Below are 22,450 nucleotides of genomic sequence, written 5' to 3'. Positions count from 1 at the left end.
CCTCTTCGCCGTTCGGCGCCGCGAAGTCGCCGGGGACTACTTCTTCTTGTCCCCGCCGCCGTCCGAGTCGGTGGACAGGGCGGCGATGAACGCCTCCTGCGGCACCTCGACCCGGCCGACCATCTTCATGCGCTTCTTGCCTTCCTTCTGCTTCTCGAGCAGCTTGCGCTTGCGGGAGATGTCGCCGCCGTAGCACTTGGCGAGAACGTCCTTGCGGATCGCCCGGATGTTCTCGCGCGCGATGACCCGCGCGCCGATCGCCGCCTGGATCGGCACCTCGAACTGCTGCCGCGGGATCAGCTCGCGCAGCTTCTTCGTCATCTCGACGCCGTAGTTGTAGGCCTTGTCCTTGTGGACGATCGCGCTGAACGCGTCCACCGCCTCGCCCTGGAGCAGGATGTCGACCTTGACCAGGTCGGACATCTGCTCGCCGGTGGGCTCGTAGTCCAGCGACGCGTAGCCGCGCGTCTTCGACTTCAGCTGGTCGAAGAAGTCGAACACGATCTCGGCGAGCGGCAGCGTGTAGCGCAGCTCGACGCGGTCCTCGGACAGGTAGTCCATGCCCAGCAGGCTGCCGCGGCGCGACTGGCACAGTTCCATGATCGCGCCGACGTACTCGCTGGGCGCGAGGATCGTGGAACGCACCACCGGCTCGTGCACCTCGGCGATCTTGCCGCCGGGGAACTCGCTCGGGTTGGTCACCGTGTGCTCGGTGCCGTCCTCCATCACGACGCGGTACACCACGCTCGGCGCGGTCGAGATCAGCTCGAGCCCGAACTCGCGCTCCAGGCGTTCGCGAATGATCTCCAGGTGGAGGAGCCCCAGGAAGCCGCAGCGGAAGCCGAAGCCCAGCGCCACCGACGTCTCCGGCTCCCACACCAGCGCCGCGTCGTTGAGCTGGAGCTTCTCCAGCGCGTCGCGCAGCTCGGGGTAGTCCGAACCGTCCAGCGGATAAAGGCCGGAGAACACCATCGGACGCGGGTCCTTGTAGCCGCCCAGCGCCTCCGTCGCGCCCTTGTGCATCGACGTGATGGTGTCGCCGACGCGGGACTGCCGGACGTCCTTCACACCGGTGATGATGTAGCCCACCTCGCCGACACCCAGGCCGTCGGCCGGCTTCGGCTCCGGCGAGATGACGCCGATCTCGAGCAGCTCGTGCGTCGCGCCCGTCGACATCATCTGGATGCGCTCGCGCTTGGTCAGCTGGCCGTCGACGACACGCACGTAGGTGACGACACCGCGGTACGAGTCGTACACCGAGTCGAAGATCATCGCGCGGGCCGGCGCGTCCTTCACACCGATCGGCGCCGGCACCAGGCGCACGCACTCGTTCAGCAGCTCCGCGACGCCCTCGCCGGTCTTGCCCGACACCCGCAGCACGTCGGACGGCTCGCAGCCGATGATGTGCGCGAGCTCCTCGGCGTACTTCTCCGGCTGCGCCGCCGGCAGGTCGATCTTGTTCAGCACCGGGATGATCTGGAGGTCGTTCTCCAGCGCCAGGTACAGGTTCGCAAGCGTCTGCGCCTCGATGCCCTGCGCGGCGTCGACCAGCAGGATCGCGCCCTCGCACGCCGCCAGCGAACGGGACACCTCGTACGTGAAGTCGACGTGGCCCGGCGTGTCGATCATGTTGAGGATGTGCGTCCGGCCGTCCTCGGCGGTCCACGGCAGCCGCACCGCCTGCGACTTGATGGTGATGCCGCGCTCACGCTCGATGTCCATGCGGTCGAGGTACTGCGCGCGCATCTGCCGCGCCTCGACCACACCGGTGATCTGGAGCATCCGGTCGGCGAGCGTGGACTTGCCGTGGTCGATGTGGGCGATGATGCAGAAGTTGCGGATCAGCGCCGGGTCGGTACGGCTGGGCTCCGGCACGTTCACGGGGGTCGCGGGCACGCAGGCTTCCAGGTTCTCGATCGTGGAGTGAGGGGACGGACGGACCAGCGGACTGCTGATGAGGCTCGCTGGGTGGGGCTACTTGCTCGGGCTTGCGGTGTGACTCGGGTCCTACGGGTCCTACGGGTCTTACGGGTGTTACCGGTGTGGCTGGACGGTGCTCGGTCGGGCTCGGCACGCGGCCGCGCTCGGGGCCGGAACCGCCGCCGGAACCGCGCTCGCGACGAGCTCGGACCGACCGCGTCACCGGCGACCGCAACCGTGTAGACCATCATCGTCCCATGCGCGTCGACTTCCGGTCTCTCCCGGCCGAGGTGTATGCCGCCCTCACAGACCGACTGGGCGCTCCGGTCGCGTCCGCGACCACCCGGCCGGGCGGCTTCAGCGGCGGCGTCGCGGCCCGCGCCGTGCTCACCGACGGCCGCACGGTCTTCGTCAAAGGCTGCCCCGTCGACCACCCCGTCGTCGCGCAGTACGAGGTCGAGGCGTGGTTCGGCCGCCGCCTCGCCGACTGGACGCCGGGCCCGCCCGCGCCGGCGCTGCTCGGCGAGCTCACCGCCGCCGGCTGGTACCTGCTGCTCTTCGAGGACGTCGACGGACACGACGCCCGGCTCGCCGACCCCGCCGACCTCGCCGCCTGCCTGACGCTGTGCGACCGCTTGACCGCGACGCCCTACCCCGCGGCGTGGGCACACCGCATCCCGCCCGTCATGGTGTCGCTCGGCCACCTCACCACCGGCTGGCGACGGATCGCGGAGGCCCCGCCGCCGCGGCTGGACGCGTGGGCGCGCTCGCACCTCGACACGCTGTGCACGCTGGAGGCCGCCTGGCCGCGCTGGGGCGAGGGCGGCGTGCCGGCGCACACCGACCTGCACGGCGGCAACGTGCTCGTCCGGCGGGGACCGGACGGACCCGAGGCGGTCGCCGTCGACTGGACGCGGCCCTCGGTCGGCGCGGCCTGGGTCGACCCGCTCCTGTTCTGCCTGCGCGACCCCGACGTACCGGAGCTCCCGGCATGGTTCGGCGCGCGGTACGACCTGCCGCGTGCCGGCCTGACGGCCTTCCTCGCGGGCGCGGCCGGTCACTGGACCGACGCCGCCCGCCTCGAACCGCCTCCGTACGCCCCCGGCCTGCGCGCCTACGAGGCCGCGCGGGCGGCCAAGGCCCTGCGGTGGCTGCGGGCGGCCTTGGACCGGCCCTTCCGCCCGCGCATGTGACTCATGTGCTTTCCCTGCCCCCTGTGACTCGTGTCCTGTGTAGAGGAGACAAGCGAAGATGACCGTGCTCGAACACGCCCTGCTGAACGTCGGGCCGGGCCGGGAGGACGCCTTCCTGGCCGCCTTCGCCCAGGCCCGGCCGCTGATCGCGGCGCGGAAGGGCTTCCTCGACCTGCGCCTCGAACGCTGTGTCGAGCACCCGTCCCGGTTCCTGCTGCTCGTGCAATGGGAGACCCTGGAGGACCACACCGAGGGCTTCCGCGGCTCGCCCGAATACCAGGAGTGGCGGGCGCTGCTGCACCACTTCTACGAGCCGTTCCCCGAGGTCACGCACTTCACCACCGCGCTGTGACCCGGCGGGGCGGATCGCCCGGTTTGAGGACCCCCGACCGCCCCTGCTAGCCTGACCCACTGCGTGTGCCACTTGTCTCAGCCACGCAAGTCGTCAGTTCACGGAGGGCCCTCTCCCCGACGTGAGCGCAACACGTCCAAAAAGACGAGGCTTTTACCCGTGGCTAACATCAAGTCCCAGATCAAGCGGATCAAGACCAACGAGAAGGCCCGCCAGCGCAACAAGGCGGTCAAGTCGTCGCTCAAGACCGCTGTGCGCAAGGCGCGCGAGGCCGTCGAGGCCGGTGACCTCGCGAAGGCCAACGAGCTGAGCCGCGAGGCCGGCCGCAAGCTCGACAAGGCCGTCACCAAGGGCATCATCCACAAGAACCAGGCCGCCAACAAGAAGTCGGCGCTGGCCAAGAAGGTCGCCGGCCTCCAGGGCTGAGCCACCTCGGGTCGGCCGCCGCGGCGGCCGGTCAGTGGAACTGACGAAGGCGCCGCCCCCGCAAGGGGGCGGCGCCTTCGGCGTTCCCGCATGTACTCGGAAGCTGCCCGGGCGCTGTTCGGCAGCTGTCCGGCGTCGACCCGGCGACCGCTCGGCGTTGCGCAGGCCGTGGGCTCAGCGCTCCGCCGGCCGTCGGTCAGCTCTTGGCGGCGAGCAGCCGGGCCGCGACGGCCCGCAGCGTGTCCCGAACCTTCGCGGTGTCCTTGACGGAGCCGGTGTACGCCACGGTCACGAGCTTCTTGCCGTCCCGCGCCACCACCCGCACCTGCGTCGCCGCCGAGGCCGTCGCGGGCGGGGCCACACTCACCACCGCCTCGTCTCCGACACCGCTGAGCGCCGCGGCCGGGCCCACCGCCCGCGTCGCACCGTCCCGCTCGACGCCGTACTGGCGCTGCGTGTTCGCCGTGCCGCTGGTGGACTTCTTCTTGCCGTTGGTCCGCGTGGTCGTCTTGCCGTAGCTCTTCCACTGCATGTCGAAGAACGCCCCGCCCGCGGTGGCGGCCTGGAACAGGCACTGCGCGGACGTCGCACTCGCCATCGCCGCGGTCGACTGCGCCCGCCCCTGCCCCGTCACCCCGAGCGCGGCCAACTCGGCAGGCAGCACCTGCGCACACGGCTCCTTCGGCGGCTTGGCCGCCTTGTCCCCCGCGCTCCCGCACCCGGTCACCCCGACCAGCACCACCCCCGCCGCCGCACCTGCCACCCATATCCGCTGGGTCCGCCGCACAAGCCACTCCCCTCGTAGTCGGCGCACAGCATGGCAGCTCGGAACAACACCCCGTCAGAGACCGAAGAGTTGGCCGCCAGCGGGCCGCCGACACCACGAACCAGCCCAACGTGCCGCCCCCGCCACGGGGTGCGAGTCACCCGGCGACAGAGGCCTGACCCCGTTCGCGTCCGACGAGGGCCACAGCCCGACCTCATGCTCGACGCGGCGATCGGCGCGGCGCGGCGCGGTGCGGCCGAGCGTCGGCCCTCATAGGGGTATCCGCTCCCCCGAGCCTCGTCACTCCGGCGGGTCCTACGAAGCCGTCGGACGAAGCGGGGCCGTCGATCGGTGCCGTGCGGCCGAGCATCCGCCCTCGTAGGGGCATCCGCTCCCCTCCAGCCTCGTCACTCCGGCGGGTCCTGCGAAGCCGTCGGACGATGCGGGGCCGTCGATCGGTCCGGTGTCGTCGATCGGTGCGGTGTCGTCGAGGCCTGGCCCGTGCGGGGCGAGTCGGTCGCTGGTGCTGAGTGTTCCGCTGGGGCCGGCCCCCCGTTGGGCACTCTGTGGCTTGTCGGGCGCGGACGGCGGCAGGTGCGCGGTATCCGGCGTCCTCCGGCCCTCGCGCGTCGACGGCGGCCGTCGGCAGGTCCGCGGGTGGCGCGTCGGGGGTCAGGTGTTTCGGACGGTGGCTACGGTGACCACGGCCTTCTCCAGGGCGTAGGCCGGGTCGGAGCCGCCGCCCTTGACGGCGGCGTCGGCTTCGGCGACGGCTTGGAGGGCGCGCACGATGCCGTCCGGGGTCCACCCGCGCATCTGTTGACGGACGCGGTCGAGCTTCCACGGGGGCATGCCGAGTTCGCGGGCCAGGTCTCCTGGGCGGGCGCCGCGGGGGGCGCCGCCTAGGCGGGCGATGTTGCGGACGCCTTGTGCGAGCGCGCTCGTCACCAGCACGGGGGCGACGCCGACGGAGAGGGCCCAGCGGAGCTGCTCCAGCGCCTCCGCCGCTCGGCCTTCGACGGCCTTGTCGGCGACGTCGAAGCTGGAGGTCTCGGCGCGGCCCGTGTAGTAGCGGGCGACGATCTCCTCGTCGATCACGCCGTCGGTGTCGGCGGCGAGCTGGCTGCACGCGGCCGCGAGCTCGCGGAGGTCGTTGCCGACGGCCTCGACGAGGGCCCGGGCAGCGTCCTCGGTGACCGAGCGACCGGCGGTGCGGAACTCGGTCTTGACCAGTGCCAGCCGGTCGCCGGCCTTGGTGACCTTGGCACAGGCGACCTCGCGCGCACCCGCTTTGCGGGCGGCGTCGAGCAGGGCCTTGCCCTTGGGCCCGCCGAGGTGCGTGATCACCAGCACCACTTCGTCGGCGGGCGCGCCCAGGTACGCCTTGAGCTCATTGACGAGGTCGGTGCCGAGGTCGTGGGCAGCGCGCACGACGATGACCTTGCGCTCGCCGAACAGCGACGGGCTGGTCAGCTCCGTGAGCATGCCGGGCTGCAGGGCGCCCGGCGCGAGGTCGCGGATGTCGGCCTCGGGGTCCTCGGCCCGCACGGCGCGGGTGACCGCGGACACCGCCCGGTCGACGAGGAGTTCCTCCGGGCCGACCACGAGGGTCACCGGGGCGAGCGGGTCGTCAGCAGCTTTCCTGGCCATCACGCACAGCATCGCACGCTCCGGCGACAGCTCAGGCCACTGCCCGCTCGCCGACGCATGTTCACGTTCGGACGCGCTTCGCGCCTGTCAGGTCGCTGTTGTCGTGTCGCCGATCCGGCACGGAGCGTCAACCGGCCTGGCGCGGACGTCCAACCACGGGCCCGGGCCGTACGCGACAGTCGTACGGCGAGCCGGTTGCCGGCCGTGGCCTGGGAGCGCCGCGGCACGTCGCGCCGTGCCGCCCGGCGCCCTGGCGGCGCGTCGGCCCCGCCGACGCCACGGTTGCATCCGCCCGTGGGCGCCTACGGCCCCGGGCCGGGGGAACGATTGCGCCCGTACCCCGCCCCGGGGCCGCCTCACGAACGCGGTCAGGCGGTCAGGTGGTCAGGCGGGCACAGCCCCGAACAACCCGCCGTCGACGACGAGGTCCTGGCCGTTGACGTAGGACGCGTCGGACGAGGCGAGGAAGGCCACGGCCGCGGCGACCTCCTCGGGACGCCCGACCCTGCCGGCGACGGACGGTGTCCATCGGCGCGTCCACGGCGACAACGCGGCTGGCGCCGACAGCCCGTGATTGTCGGCGCACGGACTGGAGCACGCCCTGGAAGCCCGCGGTCGGCGGGGCTCTGCGGCGGGGTGGCAAGGCCTGGATCGCCGGCGGGGGTTGGCCTTGGGCGATGACGCGGTGGCGGCCACGGGTCGCGATGTGGAGGGTTGCGGGGGTGGTGCCGGTCAGGGCCACGGATCCGTCGCGGTCGGTGCGTGGTGTGCGGGTGGCGCTGCGGGCGAGCACGGCCAGGGTCGACGCCGCCGGGTGACCGTAGCGGTTGCCCGCGCCGACGGAGACGAGGGCGACGCGTGGGTGGAGGCCCAGGAGCAGGGACGGGTCCTGACGGGCCGAGCCGTGGTGCGGGACCTTGAGGATGTCGACCGTGGTCCCGGACAGTTCACCGCGGAGCAGGTGCTGGGCCTCGGGTTCGATGTCGCCGGTCAGCAGGGCGGTGAGGCCGCCGAGACGGGCGAGGACCACCAGGCTGGCGTTGTTGGGGACCGAGCCCGGCTGGCGGCGGACCGCGTCCGGGTCGCGGGGCGCCAGCACGCGCCAGGTCAACCCCGCGCCGGTGGAGCGGACTTCGCCGTACGGCGCGGGCTGCAGCGGGACGTGCGCCGCGCCGGTCCAGCGCCGGACCCGGGACACCTCGCCCGGCGGCTCGGTGATCGGCGTGGTCTCCACCGCCCCGACGGAGCGTCCGCCCAACGCCCCCGGCAGGCCCTCGACGTGGTCGGCGTGGAAGTGCGTGAGCAGGACCAACGGCAGCCGGTCGACGGAGAGTTCGCGGAGGCAGCGGTCGACGGCCCCCGGGTCCGGCCCGGCGTCGACGAGGATGCCCGACCGGTGCCCCGCGTTGAGGACCAGCGCGTCGCCCTGGCCGACGTCGCACATGGTGAGCACCCAGCCCGGTGGCGGCCAGCCCGTGAGCGGGCGGACGAGCGCGGCGGGACGCAGCAACGCGGCGCACAGGACGGCGGCCGCCGCGCACAGCGGCAGCGGTCGGCGGATCAGCACCCGGGCGACCGGGACGAGGGCCGCGGTGGCGACGGCGAGCGCCAGTCCGCCCCACAGGCCGCCGGGCCAGCCGATCGTGGCGCCGGGCAGTGCCGCGCCGGTGCGGGCGACCGCGACGATCCAGGCGACCGGCAGCGCGGCGAGGTGGGCGAGCAGGGCGGCGAGCGGCAGCCACACGGCGGCGGTGAGCAGGACCAGGAAGCCCAGCACCGTGGCGGGTGCGACGGCCAGTTCGGCGAGCAGGTTGCACGGGACGGCGACGAGGCTGACCCGCTCGGTGAACATGACGACGACGGGACCGCAGACGGCCTGCGCGGCACACGGCACCGCGACGGCCACCGCGAGCTTGTGCGGCCATCCGCGCCGCACCAGGGCGTCGGACCAGCGCGGCGCGAGCAGCAGCAGCGCGCCGGTGGCCAGGACGGACAGCGCGAAGCCGAAGCTGCGGGCCAGCCCCGGGTCGAGCAGAAGGAGCACGAGGGCCGCCGCACACAGGGCCGACGGCGCGTGCCGTCGGCGCCCGCCGAACAGCGCGGCCAGCGTCACCAGGCCCATGACGGCGGCCCGCAGCACGCTCGGCTGGGGCCGGGCCAGCACGACGAAAGCGAGCACGGCGCCGGTGCCGAGGACCGGCAGCAGTCGGCCCCGCACTCCGCCGATCCGGAGCACGAACAGCGAGGCGCCGAGCAGGATCGTGATGTTGGTTCCGCTGACGGCGACGAGGTGGGTGAGCTCGGCGGTTTTGAAATCCGCCGCCAGGTCCGGGGCGATGCCGCCGGTGTCGCCGATGACCAGGCCCGGCAGCAGCCCCCGCGCCTCGGCGGGCAGCCCCGCGCACGCCGCACGCATGCGGTCGCGCAGCCGCCCCGCCCAACGCTGATAGGCGGCGGGCTCCGACACGACGCGCGGCGCGGCTTCGGTGCGGAACACGGCGACGCTCTGCGCCCCGGGTCTGGGCGGCGCGAATCGGCCGGTGGTGTCGAGCGTCGTCGACGGCAGCAGCCGCGCCCACGCGCCTACGGCGGGCCCGCTGACCAGGAGGGTTACGGGAGTTCGCGTGCGGGTGGCGGCTCGCGATGGGGCAGGGGTGACGCGGTCGACGCGGACGCCGATCCGTAGCGCCGCGGAAACTCCGCCGGGAGCCTTGGCGGCGACCGGTACCGGGTCGTCGACGACCGTCAGCCGGACCGTGGCGGCGGCACCGCGGCTCGCCAGATCCGGGATCGGGCCGGTGCGTTCACCGGAGACCTGGAGTGCGGCGGCGGCTCCCCCGGCCGCGCAGCACAGCAGCGCCACGGCCACCGTCGCGTGCACCGCGCGCCGACGGGAGGGGGCACGGACGGCACCCGGGCGTTCGCGGACGACGAGGACGATCGCACCGACCGTGCAGCCGGCGGCGACGGACCAGGTGACGGCGGGTGGGGCGACGGGCGCGGACCATGCGGCACCCCAGGCGGCGAACGCCCCTGGCAGGAGGCGGAGATCGACGGCGGCGGGTGGTGAAGCCGCGGGGGTGCGGGCGGCGGTGCCGCCGGTCGCGTTCATACCCGGACCCTCGGGCGCAGGTCCTGGAGCCGGCGTTCGCCGATACCGCGGATCTCGCGGAGCTGGTCGACCGACGAGAACCTGCCGTGGTCGCGGCGCCAGTCGAGGATGTGGGCCGCCATGACCGGGCCGATGCCGGGCAGCGCTTCGAGCTGCTCGACGGTGGCGGTGTTCAGGTCGACGACGGCGCGCGGATCGGCGGCCGCCCCGGAACGCCCGGGCGCGGCGGCAAACGGCGGGGTCGCGCCCGGGACGCCGACGGGGATCTGCTCGCCGTCGGTGAGCTGGCGGGCGAGGTTGAGCGTGCTCAGGTCGGTGCCGGGGAGCACGCCGCCGGCGGCCTTCAGCGCGTCGTCGACCCGGGAGCCGGCGGGCAACGTGAAGAGCCCCGACCGGGCGACGTGACCGACGACGTGGACCGCGACGGGCCCGCCCGCCGACGAGGCCGGAGGCCCGACGGGTGAGGGCTCGGCCGCCGACGAAGCGCCGTGCCAGGCCGCCTTCGCGGCGGTGGACGGAACGCCGGAGGAGGAGGCGGCGACCGGCGGCGGCACGGCGACCTCGTGCGGCCGCGCCTGCCACCATCCGACGACCGCGAGCACGACGGCGAGGAGTGCGAGGACGGCGACGGCGAAGACGGCGCGGCGGTCCACACCCACCCGAAGTGCCTTGACGCCCGGCGGAATCCGATCGGACAACGCACCGACGAGCCGCTCCCCCGTCGCGAGCGGAACCGGCTCGTCCTCGACGGAAGACCGCTCAGGTGGCGGAACCCACGGGGCCTCGGGCGGTGGATGCCCATCCGAAAGGGAGTACGCCGAGTCGACCGAGGCCGGGTCGACAACGGACGGATGCCGCGGCGGCGGGACCCCGGGCCCGACGGGCTGACCGGGCTCGGCGGCCCCGGTCGCCGGAGTCGTCGGCGGAAACAGCGCGGCGAGGCGGGAAAGCGTGGGCGGCGTCGCGGAATTCGTCATGCATCGAAGCTAGGCCCGGCCCGCGGCGCGAAATGACGAGAAGCCCCGCGAGGACCAAATCTGTGGAAAAGCCGCAGGCGCGCAAGCCACCTGTGGACGACGGCTGCCCGGCACACGGAGCGGAAACCCGCGCCGACGCACGCGGAGTTGCGGTGGTGGGCGCGGAAGCGCACGCAGGGGCGAGCGCGGGCACGGGGGTGCACACGCAAGAGCAGGAACGCGTGACGAAGCAACGACGAGCGCCAGGGCCCTCGCCGAGCTCGGCGCAGGCACGGGCACAGGAACAGGAACAGGAACAACCGTGGGCGTGGGAGAGATGCGCCCGGGGATTGCGACGTGCCCTGAGCAGGCGCGGGAACGCACGCAGGCACGAGAACAACGGCGGGTGCACGGCCTCGGGCGGCCAACCCGCCCGCTCCCCGCCCTACTTCGGCGACACCACCACAGCCAGCAACCCCGGCCCCGCATGCGCTCCGATCACCGCGCCGACCTCGCTCGCGTACATCTGATCCAGCAGCGGCAGCCGGTCCTTCAGCCGGTCCGCCAAAGCCTCGGCGCGTTCCGGGCTGGCCAGGTGGTGGACGGCGATGTCGACCGGGTCGTCGCCGGCGGCTTCGATGGCGATTTCTTCGAGGCGGCTGATCGCCTTGGCCGCCGTGCGGACCTTTTCCAGTGGGGCGACGCGGCCGTCGGAGACGTAGAGGAGCGGTTTGACCGCCAGTGCGGCCCCCATCAGGGCCGCCGCGGCGCCGATGCGGCCGCCTCGGCGCAGGTATTCGAGGGTGTCGACGTAGAAGAACCCGTGGGTGGCCGCCGCACGCTTCTCGGCCGCCGCGGCCGCTTCTTCCGCCGAGGCCCCGTCCGCGACCGCCTCCGCCGCGGTCAGGACCGGGAAGCCCATCGCCATCGCCAGGGTCCGCGAGTCGACGACCCGTACCGGGACGGGCGATTCGCGTGCGGCGAGCAGTGCGGCCTCGTAGGTGCCGGAGAGTTCGGCCGAGAGGTGGACGGACACGATCTCGCGGGCACCCTCGTCGGCGATGCGCCGGTATGTCTCCGCGAACGTCTCGGGCGCCGGCCGCGACGTCGTCACCACGCGCTTCTGGCGCAGCGCTTCGGCGAGTCCGGCCGGTGTGGCCTCGGTCCCGTCGTCGAGCGGCCGGCCGCGCAGCACGACCTTGAGCGGGACCACGACGATGCCGTGCCGCTCGACGACCTGGTCGGGCAGGTAGGCCGTGGAATCGGTAACGATCGCGACTTCGGTCGTCATAGGGCTGAAGCTACCCGTCGGCGAAGGGACAAGGAACGAAGAAAGCCGGTCGTGCCCGGGTGTCGGCCCCGCCGCCGGGCACGCCTTCGTGCCCCGTTTCGGCGTTTCGTGACCGGATCAGCCCGGCCCCGGCTCACGGCCCGAGCGCCTCCTTGGCCGACTGCGCCGCTTCGCGGAGCGCCGAGACCTCGTTCTCGACATCGCGGCCGAGCCGGTCCAGCTCGTCGCGTTCGAACGCCCGCTCGCGGTCCTGCGCCGCCCAGCGCAGCGACCCCGCCGCGTGCTGGACGCGCTCGGCGCGCTCCCGCAGTACCGGAAGCTCACGGGCGACGCGCGCCGGGTCGGGCTCGCGTTCGAGCATCCGCAGGTCGGTGTCGAGGCCGTCGGCGAGCCGTTCGAGCCGGTCGAGCAGCCGCAAAGCCTCGGAGAGTTGCGCGTCGCGCGTGTATCCCGCGTCGAGCACGCGCCGGGTGTGTTCGAGGGACCGTCGCAGGGCGTTGCGCAGCCGGGCCGCCTCGCCCGCGCCGCCCATCCTGGTGTAGCCGCGGGCCCGCGAGGCGGCGTCGTCGACCAGCCCGCGCAGCCGCGGGGCGTGCCGCTCGATCCGGCGCCGTACCGACCGCCGTACCACCACCGCGAAGATCACCACCACACCGATGAAGACGAGCAGGGCCGCGACCCCGGCGCCCAGCACGAGTGCGACGGCCTGCATACCATCGGAGGCGAGTGACACGGTTGGTCTCCTCCCAGGTCGCCACCTGCGAATTCCAACACTAGCGCCGTATGGCGGCCAGGCGTTCACGCCGGACGAAATCCCCCCGTTCCCGGGCGATCCGTCACAGCGCGGAAATCGACCGGACACCGCGTGGAAACGGCCGGTCGCTCCACCGCCCCGACTGCCCGGGAATCACGCGAACAGTCGACACCGAGGGCAACCCGGGCGGGTACGCCGCGGGGCCCGCACCGGTCCGGAGACCGGGGCGGACCCCGCAGCGTGTCCGATCAGCTCGGGACGATGTTGACCAGTTTCGGTGCCCGCACGATCACCATGCGTACACCCGCGCCGTCCAGCGCCGCCTGCACCGTCGGGTCGGCCAGCGCCAGTTCGCGCAGGTCGTCCTCGCCGATCGCGGGCGGGACCTCCAGGCGGGCCTTGACCTTGCCCTTGATCTGCACGACGCAGGTGACGGTGTCGTCGACCAGATAGGCCGGGTCCGCCTCCGGGTAGTCGAGGTGCGCCAGCGAGCCCTCGTGGCCCAGCTGGGCCCACAGCTCCTCGGCGATGTGCGGCACCAGCGGCGCGACCATCAGCACCAGCTGCTCGGCGACGCCGCGCGGCACCGCGTCCAGCCTGGTCAGCTGGTTGTTCAGCTCGATGGCCTTGGCGATGGCGGTGTTGAACCGCATGCCGTCCAGGTCGCGGCGCATGCCGTCGATGGTCTTGTGCAGCGCGCGCAGCGTCGCCTCGTCCGGCTCGGCGTCGGAGACGCGCGGCAGGCCGGTGCCCTCGTCGACGATGTTGCGCCACAGCCGCTGCAGGAAGCGGTACGAGCCGACGACCGCGCGGGTCTCCCAGGGGCGCGACATCTCCAGCGGGCCCATGGACATCTCGTACAGGCGCAGCGTGTCGGCGCCGTACTCGTCGCACATCTGCTCGGGGGTGACCGAGTTCTTCAGCGACTTGCCCATCTTGCCGTACTCGCGCTTGACCTCCTGGCCGCCGTGGAAGAACTTGCCGTCCTCCTCGGTGACCTCGTCGGCCTGCACGTACACGCCGCGCGAGTCGGTGTAGGCGAACGCCTGGATGTAGCCCTGGTTGACCAGGCGGTGGAACGGCTCGAACGACGAGACGTGGCCCAGGTCGAACAGCACCTTGTGCCAGAAGCGCGAGTACAGCAGGTGCAGCACCGCGTGCTCGACACCGCCGACGTACAGGTCGACGCCGCCCGACGCGCCCTCGGTGCGCGGGCCCATCCAGTAGCGCTCGTTCTCGGGGTCGACCAGCACGGCGTCGTTGGTCGGGTCCAGGTAGCGCAGCTCGTACCAGCACGAACCGGCCCAGTTGGGCATGGTGTTGGTCTCGCGGCGGTACGTGCGCGGCCCGTCGCCCAGGTCCAGCTCGACGGTGACCCAGTCCTCGCGGCGCGACAGCGGCGTCTCGGGCTGCGTGTCGGCGTCGTTCGGGTCGAACGTGCGCGGCCGGTAGTCGTCGATCTCGGGCAGTTCGACGGGCAGCATCGACTCGGGCAGCTCGTGCGCGACGCCGTCCTCGTCGTAGACGATCGGGAACGGCTCGCCCCAGTAGCGCTGCCGGCTGAACAGCCAGTCGCGCAGCTTGTAGGTGATCGTCGGCGCGCCGACGCCCTCGGCGGCCAGGTGCGCGTCCATCGCCTTCTTGGCGTCGGGCACCGCCAGGCCGTTCAGGCTGAAGTCGCCCGCCGCCGAGTTGATGATCTTCGCGGTCTTCGAGTCGAACGCGTCGTCCCAGGTCGCCGGGTCGGTCGAGCGGCCGTCCTCCGGCTCGACGACGCAGGTCATCGGCAGGTCGAACTTGCGCGCGAACTCGAAGTCGCGGTGGTCGTGCGCGGGGACCGCCATGATCGCGCCGGTGCCGTAGCCGGCCAGCACGTAGTCGGCGATGAAGACCGGGACGCGGGCGCCGCTCGCGGGGTTGACCGCGTACGCGCCGGTGAAGACGCCGGTCTTGTCCTTGCCCTCGGTCTGCCGTTCGACCTCGGACTTGGCGGCGGCCTGCGCGCGGTACGCCGCGACCGCCTCGGCCGGCGTCGCCGCGCCGCCCTTCCACGCCTCGGGGGTGCCCTCGGGCCACGCCGCCGGGACGACGGAGCCGACCAGCTCGTGCTCGGGCGCCAGGACCATGTACGTCGCACCGAACAGCGTGTCCTGCCGCGTCGTGAAGACCCGCACGGTGGTGTCGGCGTGCCCGTCGAACGCGAAGTCGATGTGCGCGCCCTCGGAGCGGCCGATCCAGTTGCGCTGCATCAGCTTGACCGGCTCGGGCCAGTCCAGCTCGTCCAGGTCGTCGATCAGGCGGTCGGAGTACGCGGTGATGCGCATCATCCACTGCTTCAGATTGCTCTTGAAGACCGGGAAGTTGCCACGCTCGCTGCGCCCCTCGGCGGTGACCTCCTCGTTCGCCAGCACGGTGCCCAGGCCCGGGCACCAGTTGACCGGCGCCTCGGACAGGTACGCCAGGCGGAAGCCGTCGACGACCTTGGCCTGCTCGGCGCGGGACAGGTCGGCCCACGCTCCGCCGCCGGGGACCGCGCGGGTGCCCTTCTCGAACTGCTCGACCAGTTCGGCGATCGGGCGGGCGCGGCCGGCGCCGCCGTCGGCCTCGGTGTCGTACCAGGAGTTGCGGATCTGCAGGAAGATCCACTGCGTCCAGCGGTAGTAGTCCGGGTCGATCGTCGCGATCGAGCGGCGCTGGTCGTGGCCCAGGCCCAGGCGGCGCAGCTGGCGCCGCATGTTGGCGATGTTCGCCTCGGTGGTGACGCGCGGGTGCGTGCCCGTCTGCACCGCGTACTGCTCGGCGGGCAGGCCGAAGGCGTCGTAGCCCAGCGTGTGCAGCACGTTGTAGCCGGTCATGCGCTTGAACCGGGAGTAGACGTCGGTCGCGATGTAGCCCAGCGGGTGGCCGACGTGCAGGCCCGCACCCGAGGGGTACGGGAACATGTCCATCACGAACATCTTCTCGCGGCCCGCGACCTTGTCCGGCTCGGCCAGCGGACCGGCCGGGTTGGGCGCCTCGAAGGTGCCCTCCTCCGCCCAGCGGTCCTGCCAGCGCAGCTCGATCTCGCCGGCCATCGCGGCCGTGTAGCGGTGGGGCTCGGTCGGCTCGGCGGCCTGCGTCGTCTCGGTCATCGTCCTCAGGGCTCCTGGGTGCACACGTCGGCGCGTCGTTATTGCGGGGGCTTGTCCGGAAATACAAAAACCCCTCGCTCAGGAGGGGTCGCCGCGCCGAGGTGGGCGAGAGCCTGGTCTCGCCCGCCCGCTCAGCGCGGCCCGGTAAGCAGCAGTACGGCACGCATGGGGACAGGGTACCGCAGCGGGTGGGCGGGGCTTCGGGATATCCCGGTCCGGGCGGGACGCCCCTGGCGGGTTCACAGCAGCGAGACCACGAGCAGCACCCGCGCGAGGTGGTAGGCGACGGCAATGGTGGCGCGCGCGTAGGGCGTCGGTTCGCGGAAGCGGTTCCAGCCGGCGACCGCGTCCGCGCAGTAGTAGAGGAACGCGCCCGCGACGGCGGTGGGCTGCCCGGTGGCGGAGGCGGCGACGACCATCACGGACAGCACTCCGACGTAGAGCACGACCGGGACGGTGAGCGCCGGTTCGGCCGCGCGGGCGCCGAGGACGAGCCGGACCGCGTACGCGAGCGCGGCGACCAGCACGACCACGATCCCCGCCGCGGCCCACAGCCAGGACCACCCGACCTGCTGGAAGCCGACGATGTAGGCGATGTGCGCGCCCAGCGAGACGGTGACCGCCGCGGGGAACCACCGGTTGCCGTCGGGGGATATCAGGTCGCGGGCGAGCGACAGCACGAGTGCCGCGAGGAAGGCCGCCTGTTCGGCGCGGCTGGCCGGCTGGACGACGGCGGCGAACGCGATCAGGGCGAGGGTGACCGCGGGTCTGGTGCGGCGGTCGGTGCGCGAGGCGCGCGCCAGGTCGTCGGGGCCGACGTAGACGGCCTCCTCGTAACCCGGCGGCGGCGCGTACCCGGCCTCGGCGTAGCCGGTCTCCCCCGGCCCGGCGTCGGTGTGCCCCGTGTCCGCGTACGCCGCGAGCGACGCCCCGCCGCCCGCGCCTTCGGATGCCCCGGCGACCCGTCCCCCGCCGGCCGCCCCGGAGCGGAGCCGCAGCGCGGTGCCCACGTCCACGCGGGCGAGCGCGACCCAGTCGACGACCGCCAGGACGGCGGCCACCGCGAGCAGGGTCCACGCGAGGGGGGTCATGATCGGCGACCATACTGAGTGGTAACCGGTGAATTCGCCTCTCCGGGCGGTACGTCACGCAACCGTGATGCGCCTGAGTCCGGGCCGCGTCTTCGCGTCAGGGGCGTGCGTGGCCGGTTCCGGACGGCGCGCGGGGGCTCACACCGCGGCGGCCGCTCCGGCCGGTTGGGCGCCCGCGGCGGTCGCGTCGACCGGCGTGCGCTCCTCTGTTCCCGGCTCCGCGCCGGTGTGCGCCCACGCGGTCGCGGCGGCGACCAGCCCGGTGAACGGCGACAGGTCGGGGTCGACCTCCGGGTGCCACTGCACGGCGACCGCGAACGGCTGGCCGGGCAGCTCGACCGCCTCGACGGTCCCGTCCGGCGCGCGCCCGGTGACCACGAGGCCGGCGCCGAGTGAGTCGACGGCCTGGTGGTGGTAGGTCGCGACGTCGATCTCGGTGCGGCCGTACAGCTGCGCGGTGCGGCTGCCGTCGACCAGCGTGACGGCGTGCCGACCGTACTGCCCGGGCGCGGGCGCGTGCCGGGTGTCGCCGAGCCGGTCGGGCAGGTGCTGAACGAGCGTGCCGCCGCGCAGCACGTTGAGGACCTGGAGGCCGCGGCAGATCCCGAGCACCGGCATGCGGCGCGCGAGGGCGCCTTCGGCGAGCGCGAACTCCGCGGTGTCGCGCGCGGGGCGCACCCAGCCGGTCAGCTCGTGCGCCGCGCTGCGGTAGCGCGCGGGGTCGACGTCGCCGCCGCCCGCGACGACCAGTCCGTCGATCCGGTCGAGCGCCTCGGCGATGTCGGGCACCGACGGCAGCAGCACGGGCAGGCCGCCCGCCGCCGCGACGCGGTCGACGTACGCCTGGGGCAGCAACGTCGCCTGGACGTCCCACGCGGCCCACTTCGCCTGCTCGCTGTAGACGGTGATGCCGATGACGGGACGGGACATGCGCGAAACCACCTGTCTGACGGTCGTGCGGTGGGGACGGGCGGGCACGGGGCGCTCGCCAATACGGGCAAGTATGAGCGGATATAGAAACGTATGTGTCGGCGCCGCACGCGTTGTTCGTCACGCGCGGCTCGCCGCCGGGCGGTGGCACGGGGGTGGGTTCCGGCCGCCGCCCGGCGCAAGGCCGGCGGCGAGGGGCAGGCGCGGATCCCCCCTACGGGCCCGGGCCTGCCCCTCGTCGTCGCGGGCCGGACGCGAACCCGGCCCGCGTGCCGCTTACACGGGGGTGACGTACGCCCCCGAGATGCCGCCGTCCACGAGGAACTCGGCGGCCGTGATGAAGGACGCGTCGTCGGAGGCGAGGAACGCGACCGCCGCGGCGATCTCGTCGGCCTCGGCGAAGCGGCCGGTCGGGATGTGCACCAGACGGCGCGCGGCCCGCTCGGGGTCCTTCGCGAACAGCTCCTGGAGCAGCGGCGTGTTGACCGGCCCAGGGCAGAGCGCGTTGACGCGGATGCCCTCGCGGGCGAACTGCACGCCCAGCTCGCGGGACATCGCGAGCACGCCGCCCTTGGACGCGGTGTACGAGATCTGCGACGTCGCGGCGCCCATGCGGGCCACGAACGACGCGGTGTTGACGATCGAGCCCTTGCCCTGGCGCTGCATGTAGGGGATGGCGTACTTGCAGCACAGGTACACCGAGGTCAGGTTGACCTCCTGCACGCGGCGCCAGGCGTCGATGCCGGTGGTGAGGATGGAGTCGTCGTCGGGCGGCGAGATGCCGGCGTTGTTGAACGCGACGTCGACCGAGCCGTAGGCGTCGAACGCAGCCTGGTACATGGCCTCGACGTCGGCCTCGTCGGTGACGTCGGCCTTGACGTACAGGCCGCCGACCGCGTCGGCGGCCGCCTTGCCGGCCGTCTCGTCGATGTCGACGCACACCACGTTGGCGCCCTCGGACGCGAGGCGCTTCGCGGTGGCGAGCCCGATGCCGCTGCCGGCGCCGGTGATGACGGCCGTACGGCCTTCGAAACGCTTCACTTGGTCAGTCCTCCACGGTGCTGGTGCCGAGCGGGTGCTGGGCTGGTGCTGGGCTGGTGTGCCAATGGGTCAGTCGTTCGCGATGAACACGTTCTTGGTCTCGGTGAACGCGGACAGCGCGTCGGGGCCGAGCTCGCGGCCGAGGCCGGACTGCTTGAAGCCGCCGAAGGGCGTCCAGTAGCGCACCGAGGAGTGCGAGTTGACGGACAGGTTGCCGGCCTCGACGCCGCGGCTGACGCGCAGCGCGCGGCCCACGTCGCGGGTCCACAGGGAGCCGGCCAGGCCGTACGCGGTGGCGTTGGCGATGCGCACCGCGTCGTCCTCGTCCTCGAACGGGATGACCGCGGTCACCGGGCCGAAGATCTCGTCGGTGACGGTGCGGTCCAGCGGGTCGGCCGGGGTGAGGACCGTCGCCGGGTACCAGAAGCCCTTGCCCTGCGGCGCGGTGCCGCGGATCGCGACCGGCGCGTCCTCAGGGACGTAGCCGCGCACCCGCTCGAGCTGGCCCGCCGAGACCAGCGGCCCCATCTCGGTCGCGGGGTCGTTGGGGTCGCCGGCCTTGACCGCGAGGATGTGCGGCTCGAGCAGTTCGAGGAAGCGGTCGAGCACGTCGCGCTGCACGAGGATGCGGCTGCGGGCGCAGCAGTCCTGCCCGGTGTTGTCGCAGAACGACATGGGGGCGGCCGCGGCGGCCTTCTCCAGGTCGGCGTCGGCGAACACGATGTTGGCGCTCTTGCCGCCGAGTTCGAGCGTGACGCGCTTCATCGTGCCGGCGGCACGCGCCATGATCTCCTTGCCGACCGCGGTCGACCCGGTGAACACGATCTTGCGGACGTCCGGGTGGTCGACGAGCGCGCGCCCGGCCACCGCGCCGCGGCCCGGCAGCACCTGGAAGACGCCCTCCGGCAGGCCCGCCTCCAGGGCGAGTTCGGCGACCCGCACCGCCGTCAGCGGGGTCAGCTCGGCCGGCTTGGCGACGACCGTGTTGCCCGCGGCGAGCGCCGGGGCGAGGCCCCAGCCGAGGATCGGCAGCGGGAAGTTCCACGGCACGATCAGGCCGACGACCCCGAGCGGCTCCTGGAACGTGACGTCGACGCCGCCCGGGACCGGGATCTGGCGGCCCGTCAGGCGCTCGGGGGCGCCCGCGTAGTAGTGCAGGACGTCGCGGAGGTTGCCGACCTCCCACCGCGCGTTGCCGACCGGATGCCCGGCCTCGGCGATCTCCAGCGCGGCCAGTTCGTCGGTGTGCGCGTCGACGACCTCGGCGAAGCGGCGCAGCAGGCGCGCGCGGTCGCCGGGGCTGACGGCCCGCCAGGCGGGGTACGCGGCCGCGGCCTTGCGCACCGCGCGGTCGACCTCGTCGGCGTCCGCCATCGGCACGGAGGCGACCAGCTCCTCGGTCGCGGGGTTGATCACGTCGAAGACGTCGTCGGCCATCGCGGCCCTTTCTCGTGTCTGGTGGTACGGCACGGGGTGCCGCGGAAGCGCTGCGGGAGCGGGCGGCTACATGCGCTCGAAGCCGCGGAAGAGCTCCCAGTCGGTGACGGCGGCCTCGTACGCGGCGAGTTCGACCTTGGCGGCGTTCGCGTAGTGCGCGTGCACCTCCTCGCCGAACACGGTCCGGGCGAGCTCGCTCTTCTCCCACAGGTCGAGGGCTTCGCGCAGCGTGGTCGGAACGGTCTCGGCGCCCGAGGTGTACGCGTTGCCGGTCTGCGGTGCGATGAGCGGCAGTTCGTTCTCGATGCCGTACTGCCCGGCGGCGATCATGCCGGCCACCGCGAGGTACGGGTTGACGTCGCCGCCCGGCACCCGGTTCTCGACGCGCAGCGACTGGCCGTGGCCGACGAGGCGCAGCGCGCACGTGCGGTTGTCGACGCCCCACTGCACGGCGGTCGGCGCGAACGTGCCGGGCTGGAAGCGCTTGTAGGAGTTGATGTTCGGCGCGTACAGCAGGGTGAACTCGCGCAGGGTGGCGAGCTGCCCGGCGAGGAAGTGCTCACCGGTCTTCGACAGCCCGAACGGGCCGTCGCCCGCGAGCACCGGCGCCGTGTCGGTGCGCAGCGACAGGTGGATGTGGCAGGAGTTGCCCTCGCGCTGGTTCGGCTTGGCCATGAAGGTCAGGCTCATGCCCTCCTGCGCGGCGATCTCCTTGGCGCCGTTCTTGTAGATGCTGTGGTTGTCGCAGGTGGCGACGGCCTCGGCGTACCGGAAGGCGATCTCGTGCTGGCCGAGGTTGCACTCGCCCTTGGCCGACTCGACGTACATGCCGGCGTCGGTCATCTCGTTGCGGATGCGGCGCAGCAGCGGCTCGATGCGGGCGGTGCCCAGCACGCTGTAGTCGACGTTGTACTGGTTGGCCGGGGTGAGGTCGCGGTAGCCGCGGCTCCACGCCTGCTCGAACGTGTCGCGGTAGACCACGAACTCGAGCTCGGTGCCGACCATGGCGCGCTGCCCGAGGGCGGCGAGGCGGTCGGTCTGGGCCTTGAGGATCTGGCGCGGGGACGCGACGACGGGGGTGCCGTCCTCCCACGCGAGGTCGGCGAGCACCATCGCGGTGCCGTCGTTCCACGGCACGGGGCGCAGCGTGCTGAGGTCGGAGACCAGGACGAAGTCGCCGTAGCCCTTCTCCCAGGAGCTCATCGCGTAGCCGTCGACGGTGTTCATGTCGATGTCGACGGCGAGGAGGTAGTTGCAGCCCTCGGTGTTGTGGCTGAGGACTTCCTCCATGAAGTAGCGCGCCGAGAGGCGTTTGCCTTGCAGCCGGCCCTGCATGTCGGTGAAGGCGACCAGGACGGTGTCGATGACGCCGTCCGCGATCTGGGTGCGGAGCCGGTCCACGTCGTACGGCTGGCCTGCTGCCATCGCCGCCCTCCCCTGGGTCACACCGTTCTCCCGTCGTCCGTCATGCTCGTACGGTCGTTCCCGGGCTATCCAATCTCATTGGTCTAACATCAGTCCATTGATCTGAGGAAAGATTTTCCCGTGCCGGAACGCGGACGCTGCGAAGGGGGTGGGCCACATGCCGGCTGACGCCGACGAACGTGCCGACGAACGTGCTTCCGAGTCCCGGGAGTTTCCCGGCTGGAACGATCCGACGGCCGAGGCCGTGCTGCGGCCCGTACGGGCGGGCAACGCCTTCGAGGAGACCGTCGAGCGGCTGATGGCCGCCATCAAGCTCGGCGTCGTGCCGCCGGGCGCGCGCTTCCCCGCCGAACGCGACCTCGCCGCGCGGCTCGGCGTCAGCCGCATCACGCTGCGCGAGGCATTGCGCGCGCTCCAGCAGGCCGGACAGGTCGAGGTGCGGCGCGGCCGGTTCGGCGGCACGTTCGTCACCGGCCCCCCGCCCGCCCCCGAGCCCGGCGAGGCCCGGCGGCGCGCCGAGGACATGGGGCCGGCCCTGGACGACGCGCTGACGTTCCGGCAGGTCCTCGAGGTGGGCGCGGTCCAGGTGCTCGCGGCGCGCGGCCTGACCGACACGCAGCGCGAACTGCTGCTGTCGAGGCTGGCGGCCGTCGACACGGCGGCGCCCGAGGACTACCGGCGGCTCGACACCGCCTTCCACCTCACGCTCGCCGAACTGGCCGGATCGTCCTCGCTCACCGCGGCCGCGGCCGACGTGCGCATGCGGCTCAACGACCTGCTGAACGCCATCCCGGTGCTGTCCCGCAACATCGAGCACAGCGCGGTGCAGCACCAGGCGATCGTGGCCGCCGTCCTCGACGGCGATCCGGACGCGGCCCGCCTCGCCGTGATCGAACACCTCGACGGCACCGCGGCGTTGCTCCGCGGCTTCCTCGGCTGACCCCGGAACGACCGACGCGCCCGGCCCCGAAGCCA

16 protein-coding genes and 2 pseudogenes are annotated in these 22,450 nt (G+C 72.9%); 4 read left to right on the top strand and 14 right to left on the bottom strand.

All coding sequences use genetic code 11. From position 1 onward, the window contains the following. Positions 1-36: 36 nt before the first annotated feature. On the bottom strand, positions 37-1,896 hold the full coding sequence (lepA, locus tag QI554_RS14970; RefSeq protein ID WP_281470192.1) for a translation elongation factor 4: 1,860 nt from the start codon (positions 1,894-1,896) through the stop codon (positions 37-39). Between the two features lie 281 nt (positions 1,897-2,177). Here lepA and QI554_RS14965 point away from each other — a divergent pair, with 281 nt between their 5' ends. The 3 genes from QI554_RS14965 (at position 2,178) to rpsT (ending at position 3,891) form a co-directional block, all read left to right on the top strand. Then, complete coding sequence (locus tag QI554_RS14965; protein WP_281470190.1) at positions 2,178-3,113, top strand: phosphotransferase family protein; 936 nt, start codon at positions 2,178-2,180, stop codon at positions 3,111-3,113. A gap of 58 nt (positions 3,114-3,171) precedes the next feature. Then, positions 3,172-3,465: an antibiotic biosynthesis monooxygenase family protein gene (locus QI554_RS14960; protein WP_281470188.1), complete on the top strand. Its 294-nt coding sequence runs from the start codon at positions 3,172-3,174 to the stop codon at positions 3,463-3,465. 159 nt (positions 3,466-3,624) lie between these two features. After that, complete coding sequence (gene rpsT, locus QI554_RS14955) at positions 3,625-3,891, top strand: 30S ribosomal protein S20 (RefSeq protein ID WP_281470186.1); 267 nt, start codon at positions 3,625-3,627, stop codon at positions 3,889-3,891. A gap of 196 nt (positions 3,892-4,087) precedes the next feature. Here rpsT and QI554_RS14950 read toward each other — a convergent pair whose 3' ends face one another. From QI554_RS14950 to QI554_RS14890, 13 genes and pseudogenes are all read right to left on the bottom strand, one after another. Further along, positions 4,088-4,678, bottom strand: a complete 591-nt coding sequence (locus tag QI554_RS14950; RefSeq protein WP_281470184.1) for a hypothetical protein — start codon at positions 4,676-4,678, stop codon at positions 4,088-4,090. Positions 4,679-5,329: 651 nt separating this feature from the next. Continuing rightward, positions 5,330-6,307 carry a DNA polymerase III subunit delta gene (holA, locus tag QI554_RS14945; RefSeq protein WP_281470182.1) on the bottom strand — a complete coding sequence of 326 codons (978 nt, stop codon included), beginning with the start codon at positions 6,305-6,307 and terminating at the stop codon, positions 5,330-5,332. 384 nt (positions 6,308-6,691) lie between these two features. Beyond that, positions 6,692-6,820, bottom strand: a pseudogene (locus QI554_RS14940) (SDR family oxidoreductase); the annotation flags it as partial. Between the two features lie 436 nt (positions 6,821-7,256). After that, positions 7,257-8,723 (bottom strand): annotated as a pseudogene (locus QI554_RS14935) (ComEC/Rec2 family competence protein); the annotation flags it as partial. Positions 8,724-9,415: 692 nt separating this feature from the next. After that, complete coding sequence (locus QI554_RS14930; RefSeq protein ID WP_281470180.1) at positions 9,416-10,396, bottom strand: ComEA family DNA-binding protein; 981 nt, start codon at positions 10,394-10,396, stop codon at positions 9,416-9,418. Between the two features lie 424 nt (positions 10,397-10,820). After that, positions 10,821-11,666 carry a DegV family protein gene (locus tag QI554_RS14925; protein WP_281470178.1) on the bottom strand — a complete coding sequence of 282 codons (846 nt, stop codon included), beginning with the start codon at positions 11,664-11,666 and terminating at the stop codon, positions 10,821-10,823. 133 nt (positions 11,667-11,799) lie between these two features. After that, the gene (locus QI554_RS14920) at positions 11,800-12,378 is read right to left on the bottom strand and encodes a hypothetical protein (RefSeq protein WP_281470176.1); all 579 of its coding nucleotides are present in this window, start codon (positions 12,376-12,378) and stop codon (positions 11,800-11,802) included. A 290-nt stretch (positions 12,379-12,668) separates the two neighbouring features. Beyond that, entirely contained in the window at positions 12,669-15,551 is a 2,883-nt protein-coding gene (gene leuS / locus QI554_RS14915) for a leucine--tRNA ligase (protein ID WP_281470175.1), read from the bottom strand. A gap of 239 nt (positions 15,552-15,790) precedes the next feature. Continuing rightward, positions 15,791-16,642 carry a lysoplasmalogenase family protein gene (locus QI554_RS14910; protein WP_281470173.1) on the bottom strand — a complete coding sequence of 284 codons (852 nt, stop codon included), beginning with the start codon at positions 16,640-16,642 and terminating at the stop codon, positions 15,791-15,793. Positions 16,643-16,780: 138 nt separating this feature from the next. Beyond that, the gene (locus tag QI554_RS14905) at positions 16,781-17,572 is read right to left on the bottom strand and encodes a gamma-glutamyl-gamma-aminobutyrate hydrolase family protein (protein WP_281470171.1); all 792 of its coding nucleotides are present in this window, start codon (positions 17,570-17,572) and stop codon (positions 16,781-16,783) included. A gap of 276 nt (positions 17,573-17,848) precedes the next feature. Further along, positions 17,849-18,613 carry a 3-oxoacyl-ACP reductase gene (locus tag QI554_RS14900; protein ID WP_281470169.1) on the bottom strand — a complete coding sequence of 255 codons (765 nt, stop codon included), beginning with the start codon at positions 18,611-18,613 and terminating at the stop codon, positions 17,849-17,851. Between the two features lie 69 nt (positions 18,614-18,682). Then, on the bottom strand, positions 18,683-20,050 hold the full coding sequence (locus QI554_RS14895; protein ID WP_281470167.1) for an aldehyde dehydrogenase family protein: 1,368 nt from the start codon (positions 20,048-20,050) through the stop codon (positions 18,683-18,685). Between the two features lie 66 nt (positions 20,051-20,116). Continuing rightward, positions 20,117-21,475 carry a glutamine synthetase family protein gene (locus QI554_RS14890; protein WP_281470165.1) on the bottom strand — a complete coding sequence of 453 codons (1,359 nt, stop codon included), beginning with the start codon at positions 21,473-21,475 and terminating at the stop codon, positions 20,117-20,119. A 157-nt stretch (positions 21,476-21,632) separates the two neighbouring features. On the opposite strand from QI554_RS14890, the gene QI554_RS14885 reads away from it, so the two are divergent. Further along, positions 21,633-22,415: a FadR/GntR family transcriptional regulator gene (locus QI554_RS14885; RefSeq protein WP_281470163.1), complete on the top strand. Its 783-nt coding sequence runs from the start codon at positions 21,633-21,635 to the stop codon at positions 22,413-22,415. Positions 22,416-22,450: the final 35 nt, after the last annotated feature.

The sequence above is a fragment of the Yinghuangia seranimata genome, from assembly GCF_029953285.1.
GTDB classification, from domain to species: domain Bacteria; phylum Actinomycetota; class Actinomycetes; order Streptomycetales; family Streptomycetaceae; genus Yinghuangia; species Yinghuangia seranimata.
Note: the sequence above shows the minus strand (reverse complement) of the source record. Positions and strands in the feature narration are given on the sequence as shown.

Bases quoted from the DNA above. Each gene is read 5' to 3' on its own strand.
- QI554_RS14965 (WP_281470190.1), top strand. From the start codon at position 2,178: ATGCGCGTCGACTTCCGGTCTCTCCCGGCCGAGGTGTATGCCGCCCTC.
- QI554_RS14960 (WP_281470188.1), top strand. From the start codon at position 3,172: ATGACCGTGCTCGAACACGCCCTGCTGAACGTCGGGCCGGGCCGGGAG.
- holA (WP_281470182.1), bottom strand. From the start codon at position 6,307: ATGGCCAGGAAAGCTGCTGACGACCCGCTCGCCCCGGTGACCCTCGTG.
- QI554_RS14930 (WP_281470180.1), bottom strand. From the start codon at position 10,396: ATGACGAATTCCGCGACGCCGCCCACGCTTTCCCGCCTCGCCGCGCTG.
- QI554_RS14925 (WP_281470178.1), bottom strand. From the start codon at position 11,666: ATGACGACCGAAGTCGCGATCGTTACCGATTCCACGGCCTACCTGCCC.
- QI554_RS14920 (WP_281470176.1), bottom strand. From the start codon at position 12,378: ATGCAGGCCGTCGCACTCGTGCTGGGCGCCGGGGTCGCGGCCCTGCTC.
- leuS (WP_281470175.1), bottom strand. From the start codon at position 15,551: ATGACCGAGACGACGCAGGCCGCCGAGCCGACCGAGCCCCACCGCTAC.
- QI554_RS14910 (WP_281470173.1), bottom strand. From the start codon at position 16,642: ATGACCCCCCTCGCGTGGACCCTGCTCGCGGTGGCCGCCGTCCTGGCG.
- QI554_RS14905 (WP_281470171.1), bottom strand. From the start codon at position 17,572: ATGTCCCGTCCCGTCATCGGCATCACCGTCTACAGCGAGCAGGCGAAG.
- QI554_RS14895 (WP_281470167.1), bottom strand. From the start codon at position 20,050: ATGGCCGACGACGTCTTCGACGTGATCAACCCCGCGACCGAGGAGCTG.
- QI554_RS14890 (WP_281470165.1), bottom strand. From the start codon at position 21,475: ATGGCAGCAGGCCAGCCGTACGACGTGGACCGGCTCCGCACCCAGATC.
- QI554_RS14885 (WP_281470163.1), top strand. From the start codon at position 21,633: ATGCCGGCTGACGCCGACGAACGTGCCGACGAACGTGCTTCCGAGTCC.